At 62.2% G+C, this 14,836-nt stretch carries 16 protein-coding genes; 14 read left to right on the plus strand and 2 right to left on the minus strand.

Annotated elements, in window-relative coordinates; translation table 11 throughout:
• Window positions 1–37: 37 nt before the first annotated feature.
• The 14 genes from AB4Z53_RS26290 to AB4Z53_RS26355 all read left to right on the plus strand — a co-directional run bounded on the left by AB4Z53_RS26290 (window position 38) and on the right by AB4Z53_RS26355 (window position 13,015).
• Complete coding sequence (locus tag AB4Z53_RS26290) at window positions 38–928, plus strand: VOC family protein (protein ID WP_441598538.1); 891 nt, start codon at window positions 38–40, stop codon at window positions 926–928.
• A complete protein-coding gene (gene kdsA / locus AB4Z53_RS26295; protein WP_441598540.1) occupies window positions 928–1,770 on the plus strand; it encodes a 3-deoxy-8-phosphooctulonate synthase in 843 nt (280 codons plus the stop codon). Before AB4Z53_RS26290 ends, kdsA begins: the two co-directional genes overlap by 1 nt.
• Window positions 1,771–1,906: 136 nt before the next feature.
• Window positions 1,907–3,181 carry a phosphopyruvate hydratase gene (eno, locus tag AB4Z53_RS26300; protein WP_275023564.1) on the plus strand — a complete coding sequence of 425 codons (1,275 nt, stop codon included), beginning with the start codon at window positions 1,907–1,909 and terminating at the stop codon, window positions 3,179–3,181.
• A 230-nt stretch (window positions 3,182–3,411) separates the two neighbouring features.
• Window positions 3,412–3,732 (plus strand): FtsB family cell division protein, encoded by a 321-nt coding sequence (locus tag AB4Z53_RS26305; RefSeq protein WP_113537698.1) that lies wholly within the window; start codon window positions 3,412–3,414, stop codon window positions 3,730–3,732.
• A 136-nt stretch (window positions 3,733–3,868) separates the two neighbouring features.
• Window positions 3,869–4,915: a pyruvate dehydrogenase (acetyl-transferring) E1 component subunit alpha gene (pdhA, locus tag AB4Z53_RS26310; RefSeq protein WP_113537697.1), complete on the plus strand. Its 1,047-nt coding sequence runs from the start codon at window positions 3,869–3,871 to the stop codon at window positions 4,913–4,915.
• Between the two features lie 17 nt (window positions 4,916–4,932).
• Entirely contained in the window at window positions 4,933–6,303 is a 1,371-nt protein-coding gene (locus AB4Z53_RS26315; RefSeq protein ID WP_113537696.1) for a pyruvate dehydrogenase complex E1 component subunit beta, read from the plus strand.
• A gap of 15 nt (window positions 6,304–6,318) precedes the next feature.
• Window positions 6,319–7,656 (plus strand): pyruvate dehydrogenase complex dihydrolipoamide acetyltransferase, encoded by a 1,338-nt coding sequence (locus tag AB4Z53_RS26320; RefSeq protein ID WP_441598543.1) that lies wholly within the window; start codon window positions 6,319–6,321, stop codon window positions 7,654–7,656.
• 66 nt (window positions 7,657–7,722) lie between these two features.
• Window positions 7,723–8,364, plus strand: a complete 642-nt coding sequence (locus AB4Z53_RS26325) for an SGNH/GDSL hydrolase family protein (protein ID WP_113537694.1) — start codon at window positions 7,723–7,725, stop codon at window positions 8,362–8,364.
• 2 nt (window positions 8,365–8,366) lie between these two features.
• On the plus strand, window positions 8,367–8,948 hold the full coding sequence (locus AB4Z53_RS26330) for a GNAT family N-acetyltransferase (RefSeq protein ID WP_291152206.1): 582 nt from the start codon (window positions 8,367–8,369) through the stop codon (window positions 8,946–8,948).
• Window positions 8,949–8,966: 18 nt separating this feature from the next.
• On the plus strand, window positions 8,967–10,412 hold the full coding sequence (gene lpdA / locus AB4Z53_RS26335) for a dihydrolipoyl dehydrogenase (RefSeq protein WP_441598545.1): 1,446 nt from the start codon (window positions 8,967–8,969) through the stop codon (window positions 10,410–10,412).
• 74 nt (window positions 10,413–10,486) lie between these two features.
• Window positions 10,487–10,738 (plus strand): GlsB/YeaQ/YmgE family stress response membrane protein, encoded by a 252-nt coding sequence (locus AB4Z53_RS26340; RefSeq protein WP_034795805.1) that lies wholly within the window; start codon window positions 10,487–10,489, stop codon window positions 10,736–10,738.
• A 130-nt stretch (window positions 10,739–10,868) separates the two neighbouring features.
• Window positions 10,869–11,837 (plus strand): lipoyl synthase, encoded by a 969-nt coding sequence (gene lipA, locus AB4Z53_RS26345; protein WP_113537691.1) that lies wholly within the window; start codon window positions 10,869–10,871, stop codon window positions 11,835–11,837.
• 152 nt (window positions 11,838–11,989) lie between these two features.
• Window positions 11,990–12,556, plus strand: coding sequence for an AAA family ATPase (locus AB4Z53_RS26350; protein WP_441598547.1), 567 nt, complete (start codon window positions 11,990–11,992; stop codon window positions 12,554–12,556).
• Window positions 12,557–12,565: 9 nt separating this feature from the next.
• On the plus strand, window positions 12,566–13,015 hold the full coding sequence (locus AB4Z53_RS26355; RefSeq protein ID WP_291152231.1) for a type II toxin-antitoxin system RatA family toxin: 450 nt from the start codon (window positions 12,566–12,568) through the stop codon (window positions 13,013–13,015).
• Here the strand turns inward: AB4Z53_RS26355 and AB4Z53_RS26360 are convergent.
• Together AB4Z53_RS26360 and AB4Z53_RS26365 are read right to left on the minus strand one after the other, a co-directional pair.
• Window positions 13,003–13,500, minus strand: coding sequence for a CinA family protein (locus AB4Z53_RS26360; RefSeq protein ID WP_113537688.1), 498 nt, complete (start codon window positions 13,498–13,500; stop codon window positions 13,003–13,005). The genes AB4Z53_RS26355 and AB4Z53_RS26360 overlap by 13 nt on opposite strands.
• Window positions 13,500–14,705, minus strand: coding sequence for a bifunctional 2-C-methyl-D-erythritol 4-phosphate cytidylyltransferase/2-C-methyl-D-erythritol 2,4-cyclodiphosphate synthase (locus AB4Z53_RS26365; RefSeq protein ID WP_441598584.1), 1,206 nt, complete (start codon window positions 14,703–14,705; stop codon window positions 13,500–13,502). The genes AB4Z53_RS26360 and AB4Z53_RS26365 overlap by 1 nt, the downstream gene beginning before the upstream one ends.
• Window positions 14,706–14,836: the final 131 nt, after the last annotated feature.

Here is a 14,836-nt window from a genome sequence, read left to right on the forward strand (position 1 = left end):
AAGTTGCAAACAGCGGCGAACCATCAGGGAAAACGCCATGAGCCTCTCCAAGCGCACCACCCGCCCGCTCGATCACCTCGTGCTGCCGGTGGATACGCTTACGCAGGCGCGGCGCCGTTTTTCCGATCTCGGCTTTACTGTCGCTGAGGATGCGCGCCATCCTTTTGGCACTGAGAATGCCTGCGTCTTCTTTTCCGATGGCACCTATCTCGAACCGTTGGCCGTCGCCTCCCGCGAGGAATGCGAAGCCGCCGCCCTCGACGGCAATGCCTTTGTCGCCCGCGATCAGGCCTTCCGCTTTCGTCAGGGGCCAGAAGGTCTTTCGGCCCTGGTCTTCGGCACGGAGGATGCGGCAAGCGATCACATTCGCTTCCGTGCGCATGGCGTCTCGGGCGGCGACATGCTGGAGTTCTCTCGGCCGATGAAACTGCCGGATGGCCGAGAAGGATTGGGTTCCTTCCGCCTTGCATTTGCGGCCGATCTGCGTGCGCCGGATTTCTTCCTCTTCAACTGTCAGCGCGTCCGGGCACTACCCACAGACCGGGCAGCGCTGGAGCGGCATCAAAACGGCGTGACCGGCATCGCCGAAGTGGTTCTGTCGGAAGCCAACCCGACCGATTTTCAGTATCTCCTGCAGGAGGCCGTCGACGAACGCGAAGTCGCTGCGCACTCCTTCGGCATGGATATCTCGGCCACGAACGCCAAGATTTCGGTGCTGAATGCAGTTGGCATGGAAGCTTTCTTCGGTCGCTCGGTGCGCGAAGCCGAACGCGGCCTGCGTGGACGCGCCGTCGTCTTCCGCGTCGCCGATCTCGAGGCGACACGCGCGCTCTTTGCTGACAACGATATCGAATTTGCAGAAATGGGCGGACGCCTCATTGTTCCCGAAATGCCGGGGCAAGGGGTGATCTTCGCTTTTGGAGCTTGATGATGAAAACCAATGCCAGAGTAGTAGTCGGCAACGGCGCCCACCAGGTCGCCTTCGCGCAAACCGATAAGCTGTCGCTGATCGCCGGTCCCTGCCAGATGGAGAGCCGCGAACACGCCTTCATGATGGCGGGTGCGCTTTCCGAACTCTGCAAGAAGCTGGGCCTCGGCCTCGTCTACAAGTCCTCCTTCGACAAGGCGAACCGTACCTCGCTTTCGGGCAAGCGCGGCATCGGCCTCGACAAGGCCATGGAGATCTTTGCCGACCTCAAGAAGGAGTTCGGCTTTCCGGTTCTGACCGACGTCCACACCGAAGAGCAATGCGCTCTGGTCGCTCCGACGATCGACATCCTGCAGATCCCCGCGTTTCTGTCGCGCCAGACCGATCTTCTGGTCGCCGCTGCCAAAACCGGCCGCGCGATCAACGTCAAGAAGGGTCAGTTCCTCGCCCCCTGGGACATGAAGAACGTCCTCGCGAAGTTCACCGAAAGCGGCAATCCGAACGTTATGCTTTGCGAACGCGGCGCTTCCTTCGGCTACAACACGTTGGTCTCCGACATGCGCTCGTTGCCGATCATGGCATCGCTCGGCGCGCCCGTCGTTTTCGATGCGACCCATTCCGTGCAGCAACCGGGCGGGCAGGGTGGCTCCTCGGGCGGCCAGCGTGAATTCGTCGAGACCCTGGCGCGTGCGGCCGTTGCCGTCGGCGTTGCCGGCGTGTTCGTCGAGACACACGAGGACCYGGACAATGCCCCGTCGGACGGTCCGAACATGGTGCATCTCAAGGACATGCCGCGGCTGCTCGAAAAGCTGCTGGCCTTCGACGCGATCGCCAAGGGCTGAGCCCGCGCGACGCTTCGTGAAATTTTCATGAACCGCAATGGCGCGAACGGTTTTGCATATTGCGCGCCATTGTAATTTCGAGGCCTTGGCGTATGACAGGCCCGACCACCCACCGTCCTCAAGCAGGGAAGAGATCATGACTGCAATCATCGACATCATCGGCCGAGAAATTCTGGACAGCCGCGGCAACCCGACCGTCGAGGTCGACGTGTACCTGGAAGACGGAAGCTTCGGCCGTGCGGCGGTCCCGTCGGGCGCCTCGACCGGTGCGCATGAGGCTGTCGAGTTGCGCGATGGTGGTACGCGTTACCTCGGCAAGGGCGTCGAGCGCGCTGTCGAAGCCGTCAACGGCGAGATCTTCGAAGCGATCGGCGGCCTCGATGCCGAGAATCAGATCCAGATCGACAAGACCATGATCGAGCTCGACGGCACGTCGAACAAGTCGCGCCTCGGCGCCAACGCCATCCTTGGCGTGTCGCTTGCCGTCGCCAAGGCTGCGGCTGAGGCTGCCGGCCTGCCGCTCTATCGTTACGTCGGCGGCCCGAACGCCCACGTTCTGCCGGTTCCGATGATGAACATCATCAACGGCGGCGCCCATGCCGACAACCCGATCGACTTCCAGGAGTTCATGATCGTTCCTGTTGGCGCCGACACGATGCGCGATGCGGTCCGCATGGGTTCGGAAGTGTTCCACACGCTGAAGAAGCAGCTTGCGGCCGACGGCCATAACACCAATGTCGGCGATGAAGGCGGCTTCGCACCGGGCCTCGCGTCCGCTCCGGCAGCGCTCGACTTCATCATGAAGTCGATCGAGAAGGCCGGCTACAAGCCGGGCGAAGACATGTTCATCGCGCTCGACTGCGCCGCAACCGAATTCTTCAAGGACGGCAAGTACGTGCTCGAAGGCGAAGGCCGCACGCTCGAGCCGGGCGCCATGGCCGAATACCTGGCCGAACTCGCTGCCAAGTACCCGATCTTCTCGATCGAAGACGGCATGGCGGAAGACGACTGGGATGGCTGGAAGGCCGTGACCGACCTCATCGGCAACAAGTGCCAGCTCGTCGGCGACGACCTGTTCGTCACCAACTCGGCGCGTCTGCGCGACGGCATCAAGATGGGCGTTGCCAACTCGATCCTCGTCAAGGTCAACCAGATCGGTTCGCTCTCCGAGACGCTCGACGCCGTCGAGACTGCGCACAAGGCGCGCTACACCGCCGTCATGTCGCACCGCTCGGGCGAGACCGAAGATGCCACGATCGCCGATCTCGCGGTTGCCACCAACTGCGGCCAGATCAAGACCGGCTCGCTTGCCCGTTCGGACCGGCTCGCAAAGTACAACCAGCTGATCCGCATCGAAGAGCAGCTCGGCCTGCAGGCGAAGTACGCCGGCCGTTCGATCCTGCGCGGCTGATCCCAGGGCGGGATAGGGAAAATGTGTGCGGTTTTCCGCTCGCATCCCGCTCTCACTTGCTAAAGCGCCGTGCGTCTTGTCAGGCGCGCATGGCTCACTGCCGCTGATAAACGAAACCCGCCCACGTTCCCGCGTGGGCGGGTTTCTGTTTTCCTGCCATTCATGGTCAACGGTCGGTTAATCAATCGACGCTAATCTGACTTCCGTATTGCGTATCAGGGCGTGAATGGATGTGGACACGGCATCATAAGAAACGGAAACTGGGTCGGCTGGTGATGCCGCTGATCGCGGTCGCCTTTCTCTCCTACTTCGGCTATCATTCCATCCACGGCGGCTATGGCCTGAAGGCGACCGAGCAATTCGATCGCCAGATCGTCGAGCGGCAGGCGCGGCTGGATAAGCTCACGAAGCAGCGAATGATCCTCGAAAAAGAGGTTCAGTTGATGAGTGATGGGTCGCTGGAACGGGACATGCTGGATGAAAAAGCTCGCCTCGCGCTCAACATGTCGCGAAGTGATGAGATTGTTATTTTCCACCGGCCCGCGAATTAACCTGAATTCAGTTAATTGAAATTTGTAAAGTAAATTCAATTACTTGCGTGGAATGCGAGCCATGCAAATATGGCATTGCTGTGGCCGCGTTCTTTCCCTATGGTAACCGCAAAAGGCTAACCATTGGGAGGAACGAATGGCTCCGCGAAAATCCGCGTCCGTTTCCAGCCGCAAGAGTGCCGCAAAGCCGGCCAAGAAAGATTTCAACGGCGGCACCTTCGCCGACTTCTCCAAGGAAGAAGATCTCAAAGCCTACCGCGAGATGCTGCTGATCCGGCGTTTCGAGGAGAAGGCCGGCCAGCTCTACGGCATGGGCTTCATCGGCGGCTTCTGTCACCTCTATATCGGCCAGGAAGCCGTCGTCGTCGGCATGCAGATGGCGCTGAAAGAGGGCGACCAGGTCATCACCGCCTACCGTGATCATGGCCACATGCTGGCCTGCGGTATGAGCGCCCGCGGCGTCATGGCCGAACTCACCGGTCGTCGCAGTGGTCTTTCCAAGGGGAAGGGCGGCTCGATGCACATGTTCTCCAAGGAAAAGCACTTCTACGGCGGTCACGGCATCGTCGGCGCGCAGGTGTCGCTCGGCACCGGTCTTGCTTTCGCCAACCGCTACCGTGGCAACGACAATGTGTCCGTCGCCTATTTCGGTGATGGCGCGGCCAACCAGGGCCAGGTCTACGAAAGCTTCAACATGGCGCAGCTCTGGAAGCTGCCGGTGATCTACGTCATCGAGAACAACCGTTACGCCATGGGTACTTCCGTTTCGCGGGCTTCGGCCCAGACCGACTTCTCGCAGCGCGGCGTCTCCTTCAACATTCCGGGCTTCCAGGTCGACGGCATGGACGTGCGTGCGGTCAAGGCCGCCGGCGACGAGGCCGTTGAGCATTGCCGCTCGGGCAAGGGTCCGATCATCCTTGAGATGCAGACCTACCGCTATCGCGGCCACTCGATGTCCGACCCGGCGAAGTACCGCTCGAAGGACGAAGTGCAGAAGATGCGCTCGGAGCATGACCCGATCGAGCAGGTGAAGGCACGTCTGACCGAAAAGGGTTGGGCGAACGAGGACGAGCTGAAGCAGATCGACAAGGACGTCCGCGACATTGTTGCCGACAGCGCCGATTTTGCCCAGGCCGATCCGGAGCCGGATGCATCCGAGCTCTACACCGACATCCTGCTTTGATCCGGGGAGGGACAAACATGCCAGTAGAAATTCTTATGCCCGCCCTTTCCCCGACCATGGAGGAAGGCACGCTCTCGAAATGGTTGAAGAACGAGGGGGACAAGGTGTCCTCCGGCGATGTCATCGCCGAGATCGAGACCGACAAGGCAACGATGGAAGTCGAAGCCGTCGATGAAGGCACGATCGGCAAGCTGCTGATCGCCGCCGGCACCGAAGGCGTCAAGGTCAACACGCCGATCGCCGTGCTGCTGCAGGATGGCGAAGGCGCTGGCGACATCGCCGCTCCGAAGGCCGAAGCTCCAAAGGCCGCCGCCGCCGAAGCCCCGGCTGCTGCCGCATCGGCTCCGGTCGCTGCCCAGCCGAAGGTCGAAGTCGCTGCCGATCCGGCCATCCCGGCCGGCACCGAAATGGTGACGATGACCGTCCGCGAAGCGCTTCGCGACGCCATGGCCGAAGAAATGCGCGCCAGCGACGATGTCTTCGTCATGGGTGAAGAAGTCGCCGAATACCAGGGCGCCTACAAGATCACGCAAGGCCTGCTGCAGGAATTCGGCGCCCGCCGTGTCATCGACACCCCGATCACCGAGCACGGCTTTGCCGGCGTCGGCGTCGGCGCTGCCATGACCGGCCTTCGCCCGATCGTCGAGTTCATGACCTTCAACTTCGCCATGCAGGCGATCGACCAGATCATCAACTCCGCTGCCAAGACGCTCTACATGTCCGGCGGCCAGATGGGCGCTCCGATCGTCTTCCGCGGCCCGAGCGGTGCCGCGGCCCGCGTGGCCGCACAGCACTCGCAGTGCTACGCCGCCTGGTACAGCCATATCCCCGGCCTCAAGGTCGTCATGCCCTACACGGCCGCTGACGCCAAGGGTCTGCTCAAGGCCGCGATCCGCGATCCGAACCCGGTCATCTTCCTCGAAAACGAAATCCTCTACGGTCACTCCTTCGAAGTGCCGAAGCTTGACGATTTCGTGCTGCCGATCGGCAAGGCTCGTATCCACAAGGTCGGCAAGGACGCAACGATCGTCTCCTTCGGTATCGGCATGACCTACGCCGTCAAGGCAGTTGCCGAACTCGAAGCCCAGGGCATCGACGTCGAGTTGATCGACCTGCGTACGATCCGCCCGATGGACCTGCCGACGGTCATCGAATCCGTCAAGAAGACGGGCCGCCTCGTCACCGTCGAAGAAGGCTACCCGCAGTCGTCTGTCGGCACCGAAATCGCGACCCGCGTCATGCAGCAGGCCTTCGACTACCTTGACGCCCCGATCCTGACGATCGCCGGCAAGGATGTGCCGATGCCTTACGCCGCGAACCTCGAGAAGCTCGCGCTTCCGAACGTCGCAGAGGTTGTCGATGCGGTGAAAGCCGTTTGCTACAAATAAGGGGAGGGCCCTTCGATGCCTATCAACATCACAATGCCTGCCCTCTCCCCGACAATGGAAGAAGGCAATCTGGCCAAGTGGCTGGTCAAGGAAGGCGATAAGGTCAAGTCCGGCGACGTGATTGCCGAGATCGAGACCGACAAGGCGACGATGGAAGTCGAAGCCGTCGACGAAGGCACCGTTGCCAAGATCGTCGTCCCCGCCGGCACCGATGGCGTCAAGGTCAATGCGCTGATCGCTGTGCTCGCCGCCGATGGCGAGGATGTCGCCACGGCCGCCAAGGGTGGCAATGGCGCGGCAGCACCGGCACCTGCCGCCAAGGCGGAAGCGCCTGCGCCGGCAACGCCGAGCGCCCCGGCAGCGCCTCCCGCCGCTGCGCCGGCTGCAGCCCAGCCGGCCAAGGCCGAGGGCGGCGCACGCGTCTTTTCCTCGCCGCTCGCACGCCGTCTGGCCAAGGACGCGGGTATCGACCTGTCGGCAGTGGCCGGCACCGGTCCGCACGGCCGCGTCGTCAAGAAGGACGTCGAAGCCGCCGTTTCCGGTGGTGCTGCCAAGCCCGCCGCCGCACCGGCCGCCGGCGCTGCTGCTCCTGCAGCCGCACCGCTTGCCAAGGTCCCGTCGGACGACGCGGTTCTCAAGCTGTTCGAGCCGGGTTCCTACGAACTCGTGCCGCATGATGGCATGCGCAAGACGATCGCCAAGCGTCTCGTCGAATCCAAGCAGACGATCCCGCACTTCTACGTGTCGGTCGATTGCGAACTCGACGCGCTGCTGGCGCTGCGTGCCCAGCTCAATGCCGCTGCGCCCGAGCAAGGTGGTAAGCCGGTCTACAAGCTCTCCGTCAATGACATGGTCATCAAGGCTCTGGCGCTGGCACTGCGGGACGTCCCGAACGCGAACGTCTCCTGGACCGAGAGCAACATGGTCAAGCACAAGCACGCCGACGTCGGTGTTGCCGTGTCGATCCCGGGCGGCCTGATCACCCCGATCATTCGCCAGGCGGAGCTGAAGAGCCTGTCGGCCATCTCCAACGAGATGAAGGACCTTGGCCAGCGCGCCAAGGACCGCAAGCTGAAGCCCGAGGAATACCAGGGCGGCACCACGGCGGTCTCCAACATGGGCATGATGGGCGTCAAGAACTTCGCCGCTGTCGTCAACCCGCCGCATGCAACGATCCTCGCGGTCGGTGCCGGCGAAGAGCGCGTCGTCGTCAAGAACAAGCAGATGGTCATCGCCAATGTCATGACCGTCACGCTTTCGACCGACCATCGCTGCGTCGATGGTGCGCTCGGCGCCGAACTGCTCGGAGCCTTCAAGCGCTACATCGAAAACCCGATGGGCATGCTGGTCTGAGTTGGATAGGGACCGGCCTTCGGGCCGGTCCGTTCCTTTTCGCGCAGTCGAAGGCGGGCCCGGACGATGAAAACAGTTCTCTGCTATGGCGACAGTCTGACCTGGGGCTACGATGCCGCGGATGGTGGTCGCCACGCGCTTACCGATCGCTGGCCGAGCGTTTTGCAGAAGGCCCTGGGATCGGATGTACAGGTTATTGCCGAGGGGCTGAACGGCCGCACCACGGCCTATGACGACCATCTCGCCGATTGCGACCGCAATGGCGCGAAGGTGCTGCCGACGGTCCTTCACAGTCACGCCCCGCTCGATCTCATCATCCTGCTGCTCGGCACCAACGACATGAAGCCGGTGATCCACGGAACCGCCTTCGGCGCCGTGAAGGGCGTCCAGCGACTGGTCAAACTCATTCGCCGGCACGACTGGCCTGTCGAGAGCGAAGATGGCCCGGAGATTCTGATCGTCGCGCCGCCGACGCTTTGCGAAACTGCCGATGCCGGGTTTGCTGCAATGTTTGCCGGCGGGGTCGAACAGTCGGCGATGCTGGCACCGCTCTATCGCGATCTCGCCGACGAACTCGACTGCGGCTTCTTCGACGCCGGCTCAGTGGCGGTGACGACGCCGCTCGATGGCGTGCATCTCGATGCCGAAAATACACGTGCCATCGGCCGCGGCCTCGAACCGGTCGTGCGGATGATGCTCGGGGTCTGAGAATGTCGGGGGGCGTCACCATCCGTCCGGCGGAAAGGCGTGAGGCGGCGGAGCTCGCCATCCTCGTCGATATTGCCGCGCATGGCTTTGCCTCCTGGCTCTGGTACGGCGCCGTCCTCCATGGAGTGGCGGACACGGCTTTCGAGCGTGGCCGCAACAAGCTTCGGGAAGAGCCAGGACCGGGGAACTGGCGCGACGCTCTGGTCGGCGAAATCGATGATGAGGTTGCCGGTCTGACGGTCGGCTATGCGATTGGCCCGGAAGTGCTGGAGATCGTCGCCAAGCATCCGGTTCTGGAACCCTTGCTGGCGCTGCAGAGGCAGGTTGTCGGCCACTGGTTCATCGAGAGCCTCGGCGTCTATCGCCATCAGCGCGGCCGCGGGGTCGGCAAAGCGCTTCTGGCAAAGGAATTCGAACGCGCCGGATCGGCGCCGGTGAGCTTGATCACCGAGAGCCACAATGACAGGGCTCAGGCACTATACAGGGCAAACGGTTTCGGCGAGGCAGCGCGCGTCGAGGCGGTTCCGCTCTTTGAGGAAAGCAAGAAACACGACTGGGTGCTGTTCACCCGCAAAGTCGCTTGAGACAAAGGCAGGAAACACATGGCTGAGAATTACGACGTCATCGTCATCGGTTCGGGTCCGGGGGGCTATATCGCCGCCATCCGTGCGGCACAGCTTGGTTTGAAGACCGCGGTCGTCGAGCGCGAGCATCTGGCCGGAATCTGCTCCAACTGGGGCTGTATCCCGACCAAGGCGCTGTTGCGCTCCGCCGAAGTTCTCCACTACGCCCAGCATCCGGGCGCCTATGGCATCAAGATCGAAGGCACGGTGACGCCGGACCTGAAGGCGATCGTCGCCCGTTCGCGCGGCATCGCCGAGCGCATGAACGGCGGCGTCGGCTTCCTGATGAAGAAGAACAAGGTCGACGTGATCTGGGGCGAAGCCAAGCTGACGAAGCCGGGTGAGATCGTCGTCGGCAAGTCGACGAAGCCGGTGGTCCAGCCGCAGACGCCGCTGCCGAAGAACACCAAGGGCGAAGGCACCTACACCGCCAAGCACATCATCATCGCGACCGGCGCCCGTCCTCGTGCGCTGCCGGGCATCGAGCCCGATGGCAAGCTCATCTGGACCTATTTCGAGGCGATGAAGCCCGAGGAAATGCCGAAGTCGCTGCTGGTCATGGGCTCCGGCGCGATCGGCATCGAATTCGCCTCCTTCTATCGCACCATGGGCGTCGAAGTGACCGTTGTCGAAGTCATGCCGACCGTCATGCCGGTCGAAGACGCCGAGATCTCGGGCATTGCCAAGAAGCAGTTCGAAAAGCAGGGCATGAAGATCCACCTTCAGGCCAAGGTAACGAAGGTCGAGAAGGCTGCCAACTCGGTGACCGCCCATGTCGAGATGAAGGATGGCAAGGTCGAGAAGATCACTGCCGATCGCATGATCTCGGCTGTCGGCGTCCAGGGCAATATCGAGAACCTCGGCCTCGAAACGCTCGGCGTGAAGACCGACCGCGGATGCATCGTCATCGACGGCTACGGCAAGACCAATGTTCCCGGCGTTTATGCGATCGGAGACGTTGCCGGCCCGCCGATGCTCGCCCACAAGGCCGAACATGAGGCCGTCATCTGCGTCGAAAAGATCGCAGGCCTTCCGAACGTCCACCCGATGGACAAGCTGAAGATCCCGGGCTGCACCTATTGCCACCCGCAGGTCGCTTCCGTCGGTCTCACAGAAGCCAAGGCAAAGGAACTCGGCCGTGACATCCGCGTCGGCCGCTTCCCCTTCGTCGCAAACGGCAAGGCGATCGCGCTCGGCGAGGACCAGGGCCTGGTCAAGACGATCTTCGACAAGAGGACCGGCGAACTGCTCGGTGCCCACATGGTCGGCGCCGAAGTCACCGAGCTCATCCAGGGCTTTGTCGTCGCGATGAACCTCGAGACGACCGAAGAAGACCTGATGCACACGATCTTCCCGCATCCGACGATCTCGGAGACGATGAAAGAAAGTGTGCTCGACGCATACGGCCGCGCGCTCAACGCCTGATAGTTTCGGCGGCCGCGTTTTTGGTGTATTTTTGGCATTGCTAATGGGCACATTTTCAATGCACGGAGACCAAAATGAGCGTGAACGGCGTCGGTATTTTGGCTGCGATCATCGTCGGCGGTTTGGCCGGGTGGCTCGCGGAGAAGTTCATGGGCAGCAGCATGGGGCTGATCATGAACATAGTGCTCGGCATCATCGGTGCGGTGGTGCTGAATTTTGTCCTGGCGGCCTTCGGCATGGCCTATGCCGGCTGGGTCGCCTACCTGATCATCGGCTTCATCGGCGCATGCCTGTTGATCGCCGCTGGTCGGGTCGTAAAACGATAGTCTGCCGGGCCATCTGCGCTTCCGTCGGGCATGTGCTTAAGACGGCCTGACATTTCTGGTCGGGCCGTCTATATAGAGCGAAAATGGGTCAACCGGCCTGATGCCGGCCCACCGCGACGAGGAAGACAGTATGGTAACGGTGTTCGATGCCGTCTCTGACCGGGCGCAACGCGTCCGCCATCCGGAAAAGGCGCACAAGCCCGATACGGAAGTGATGCGCAAGCCGGAGTGGATCCGCGTCAAGGCGCCGATGTCCAAGGGCTACCAGGAGACGCGAGAGCTGGTGCGTTCGCACAAGCTCGTCACGGTCTGTGAAGAAGCGGGCTGCCCGAACATCGGCGAGTGCTGGGACAAGAAGCACGCCACGTTCATGATCATGGGCGAGATCTGTACCCGCGCCTGCGCCTTCTGCAATGTCGCCACCGGCAAGCCGAATGCGCTCGACATGGAAGAGCCGGCCAACATCGCCAAGGCCGTCAAGCAGATGGGCCTAAGCCACGTGGTCATCACCTCTGTCGACCGCGACGATCTGGAAGATGGTGGCGCCGAGCACTTCGAGAAGGTGATCTGGGCGATCCGCGAAGCGTCGCCGGCGACGACGATCGAAATCCTGACGCCGGACTTCCTGAAGAAGCCGGGTGCGCTGGAACGTGTCGTTGCCGCCAAGCCCGACGTCTTCAACCACAACATGGAAACCGTACCGGGCAATTACCTGACGGTTCGTCCGGGTGCGCGCTATTTCCACTCCGTCCGCCTGTTGCAGCGCGTGAAGGAACTGGACCCGACCATGTTCACCAAGTCCGGCATCATGGTCGGCCTCGGCGAAGAGCGTAACGAAGTGCTGCAGCTGATGGACGACCTCAGAACCGCGGATGTCGACTTTCTGACGATCGGCCAATACCTGCAGCCGACGCGCAAGCACCACAAGGTCGAAGCGTTCGTGACCCCCGAGGAGTTCAAGTCCTACGAGACCGTCGCCTACACCAAGGGCTTCCTCATGGTTTCCTCGAGCCCGCTGACGCGCTCGTCGCACCATGCCGGCGACGACTTCGCCCGCCTGAGGGCCGCGCGCGAGAAGAAGCTGCAGGCCGCTGAGTAAAGCGGAGCAAGGTCCTTGAGAACCATGGACTCCGGCGCTTGCGCCGGAGTTTTTGTTTTGGCGAAGTGTATGGGGCGACAACCGGCCGTTCGCGCAAAGCTTGCATCATTGGGTCCGATCGCCTAACGGCTGTCTCTGGAGGAGGCGCGCCGATGCCGCGATATCTGAACAACTCGGACGAGGCGGCGGCGCATCTTGCAAGCGCGCAACGCATTCTGGTGGTCGGCTGCTCCGGCAACGGCAAGAGCACGCTATCCGCTCAACTGTCCGAACGGCTCGGCCTGCCGCACCTGGCGATGGACCGGGAGTTCTTCTGGTTGCCGGGATGGAAACTTCGGCCGAGGCAGGAAATGCTCGCGCTGATCTCGAAGGCCGCCGCCGGCGAGTGCTGGATCATGGATGGCACCAGCCCGAAGACCCTGCCGCTCCGCCTGCCACGCACCCATGTGGTGATATGGATGCGGCTGCCGCGCTGGGTGTCACTGCGCGGGGTGTTCTGGCGCTGGTTCACCTATTGGAAGAAGACCCGGCCGGACATGGCTGACGATTGTCCGGAGAAGGTCGATCTCGATTTTCTGCGCTACATCTGGAACTTCGAGCGCAGGGATGCGGTTGAGATAGAGACGCAACTGGCCGGTCATTCAAACCTGCCGGTTCTCGTGTTGAAATCGCACGCGGAAACGGCGTTCCTACTTGCTAAGATAAAGCGGGGCGACTAGCTCTCGATCATGCCGCATTTCGAAACCAACCACGTCGTCAACCATAGTGCCGACCAGATGTTCGATCTCGTCGCCGATGTCGAACACTATCCCGAGTTCCTGCCGCTCTGCGAAGCGCTGACCGTGCGCTCGCGCAAGGAGCGCGACGGCAAGGTGTTGCTGTTGGCTGACATGACCGTCGGCTACAAGGCGATCCGCGAAACTTTCACGACGCAGGTGCTGTTGAACAAGGCCGAGCGCGTCATCGACGTCAAATACATCGACGGGCCGTTCAAGTATCTCGACAACCGCTGGCGCTTCGAGCCGTCGGGCGAGGGGCAGTCGATCGTGCATTTCTACATCGATTACGAGTTCAAGAGCCGCATTCTCGGCGCTCTGATGGGTTCGATGTTCGACCGTGCCTTCCGCATGTTCTCCGACGCCTTCGAAAAGCGCGCCGACAAAATCTATTCCGCCTGAGCGATTTCCGTGAGCATGTCGAACGCGGTGCGGACGGTGGCAAGCCGGATGCGGCTGCGGCCGATGTCGCCATAGCGCATCTCCCGATGCAGGATCTCGCCGTTTCGCCCGGATGCTGCAAGGTGCACGAGGCCAATGGGCTTTTCGGCCGATCCGCCGCTGGGGCCGGCAACGCCTGTGACGGAAACCGCGAAATCCGCCGCCGAATGCGAAACGGCGCCGCGTGCCATCTCGATCGCGGTCTCTCGCGATACCGCGCCGTGGGCGGCAAGTGTCTCGGTCTCGACGCCGAGCATCGCGACCTTCGCTTCGTTGGAGTAGGTGACGAAGCCACGATCGACGACGGCGGATGAACCGGAAATCTCGGTCAGGGCACCTGCGATCAGGCCGCCGGTGCAGGATTCGGCGGTCGCGACCTTGAGGTTCCGCGCCGTAAACTTGGCGATGATTTCACCGGCTTTGACTTCGATATCGGCGGGCCACATCACGAAAGGCTCCCGTAAACCACGGTGGCCGTGGCGATGGCGGCGATGCCCTCATCGCGGCCGACAAAACCCAGGCGCTCATTGGTCGTTGCCTTGACCGAGCAGCGGTCGAGCGAAATCCCCAGCATCTCCGAGAGCTTTTCGCGCATCGTCAGCCGATGCGGGCCGACCTTCGGCGCTTCGGCTATCAGCGAGATATCAGCATTGGTGATGATGCCACCACGTTCCCGCACGATCTTGGCAGCATGCTCCAGGAAGATGCGCGATGGCGCGCCCTTCCATTGCGGGTCGGACGGCGGAAAATGGTCGCCGATGTCGCCGGCACCACAGGTGGCGAGCAGAGCGTCGGTCAGCGCGTGCAGCGCCACATCGGCATCGGAATGGCCGGAAAGTTTCTTCGTGTGCGGAATGAAGACGCCGCAGAGGGTGACGCCGTCGCCTTCGATCAACTGGTGCACGTCGTAACCGTTGCCCGTGCGCACATCGGGCAGGGCGGTCCGATTGAGTTTCTCGTCGGCCATGGCGATATCCCTTCTCAGCGTAAGCTTGACGTTGTCGACCGTGCCCTCGACGAGGACGACTTTGAAGCCCGCCCATTCGGCGATCGAGGCATCGTCGGTAAAATCGGTGCGGCCGCTCTTGGCTGCATCCCGGTGCGCAGCAAGAATGGCCTGGAGATCGAATGTTTGTGGTGTCTGTGCGCCGTAGAGACCGTCGCGCGGCACGGTCTCAAGCACGACACTACCCTTGCCCGCGCGCTTCAGCGTGTCTGCGACCGCGACCGCCGGCAGCACGGCCTTGACGTCGTCGCGAAGTGCCGCCGCACAACGCGAAAGCAGCGCATGATCGGCGAAGGGGCGTACCGCATCGTGAATCATCACATGACGAGCGCCGATTTCTGTGAGGGCTTCGAGGCCGGCGAGCACGGACATCTGCCGGGTCGCGCCACCATGGACGACAGTGACAGCACTTGCCGCCGACCGTTTGCGTGCGGCATCGAACAGCGCCTCGTCATCCGGGTGAATGACGACGACGATTGGGCCGACGGCCGGCCATGTCGCGAAAGTGTCAAGCGTATGGGCGATAACGGGCCGGCCGCCGATGGTTCGATACTGCTTCGGGCCTTCGGCGGATTGTCCGGCACGTTCGCCGCGTCCTGCTGCAACGATCACCACGCCGCACTTAAGCTGTTCTTGAGGCTGCATCTTCTGTATGAGGTCCCGCATTCGCCTATCTTCGCCGTGATGTAACGCGAAGGGGCGTGCTTTGCCAGCACTGCATAATTCCTTAGGTCGAACTTGCGGTGACCTTGGCGCGTCTTGAGTGGCTCGCGGCG

Origin of the sequence: Ensifer sp. 2TAB8, assembly GCF_052115125.1 — a bacterium.
Taxonomy (GTDB): domain Bacteria; phylum Pseudomonadota; class Alphaproteobacteria; order Rhizobiales; family Rhizobiaceae; genus Ensifer.

Bases quoted from the DNA above. Each gene is read 5' to 3' on its own strand.
- AB4Z53_RS26290 (WP_441598538.1), top strand. From the start codon at position 38: ATGAGCCTCTCCAAGCGCACCACCCGCCCGCTCGATCACCTCGTGCTG.
- eno (WP_275023564.1), top strand. From the start codon at position 1,907: ATGACTGCAATCATCGACATCATCGGCCGAGAAATTCTGGACAGCCGC.
- AB4Z53_RS26305 (WP_113537698.1), top strand. From the start codon at position 3,412: ATGTGGACACGGCATCATAAGAAACGGAAACTGGGTCGGCTGGTGATG.
- pdhA (WP_113537697.1), top strand. From the start codon at position 3,869: ATGGCTCCGCGAAAATCCGCGTCCGTTTCCAGCCGCAAGAGTGCCGCA.
- AB4Z53_RS26315 (WP_113537696.1), top strand. From the start codon at position 4,933: ATGCCAGTAGAAATTCTTATGCCCGCCCTTTCCCCGACCATGGAGGAA.
- AB4Z53_RS26320 (WP_441598543.1), top strand. From the start codon at position 6,319: ATGCCTATCAACATCACAATGCCTGCCCTCTCCCCGACAATGGAAGAA.
- AB4Z53_RS26325 (WP_113537694.1), top strand. From the start codon at position 7,723: ATGAAAACAGTTCTCTGCTATGGCGACAGTCTGACCTGGGGCTACGAT.
- AB4Z53_RS26330 (WP_291152206.1), top strand. From the start codon at position 8,367: ATGTCGGGGGGCGTCACCATCCGTCCGGCGGAAAGGCGTGAGGCGGCG.
- lpdA (WP_441598545.1), top strand. From the start codon at position 8,967: ATGGCTGAGAATTACGACGTCATCGTCATCGGTTCGGGTCCGGGGGGC.
- AB4Z53_RS26340 (WP_034795805.1), top strand. From the start codon at position 10,487: ATGAGCGTGAACGGCGTCGGTATTTTGGCTGCGATCATCGTCGGCGGT.
- lipA (WP_113537691.1), top strand. From the start codon at position 10,869: ATGGTAACGGTGTTCGATGCCGTCTCTGACCGGGCGCAACGCGTCCGC.
- AB4Z53_RS26350 (WP_441598547.1), top strand. From the start codon at position 11,990: ATGCCGCGATATCTGAACAACTCGGACGAGGCGGCGGCGCATCTTGCA.
- AB4Z53_RS26355 (WP_291152231.1), top strand. From the start codon at position 12,566: ATGCCGCATTTCGAAACCAACCACGTCGTCAACCATAGTGCCGACCAG.
- AB4Z53_RS26360 (WP_113537688.1), bottom strand. From the start codon at position 13,500: ATGTGGCCCGCCGATATCGAAGTCAAAGCCGGTGAAATCATCGCCAAG.
- AB4Z53_RS26365 (WP_441598584.1), bottom strand. From the start codon at position 14,705: ATGCAGCCTCAAGAACAGCTTAAGTGCGGCGTGGTGATCGTTGCAGCA.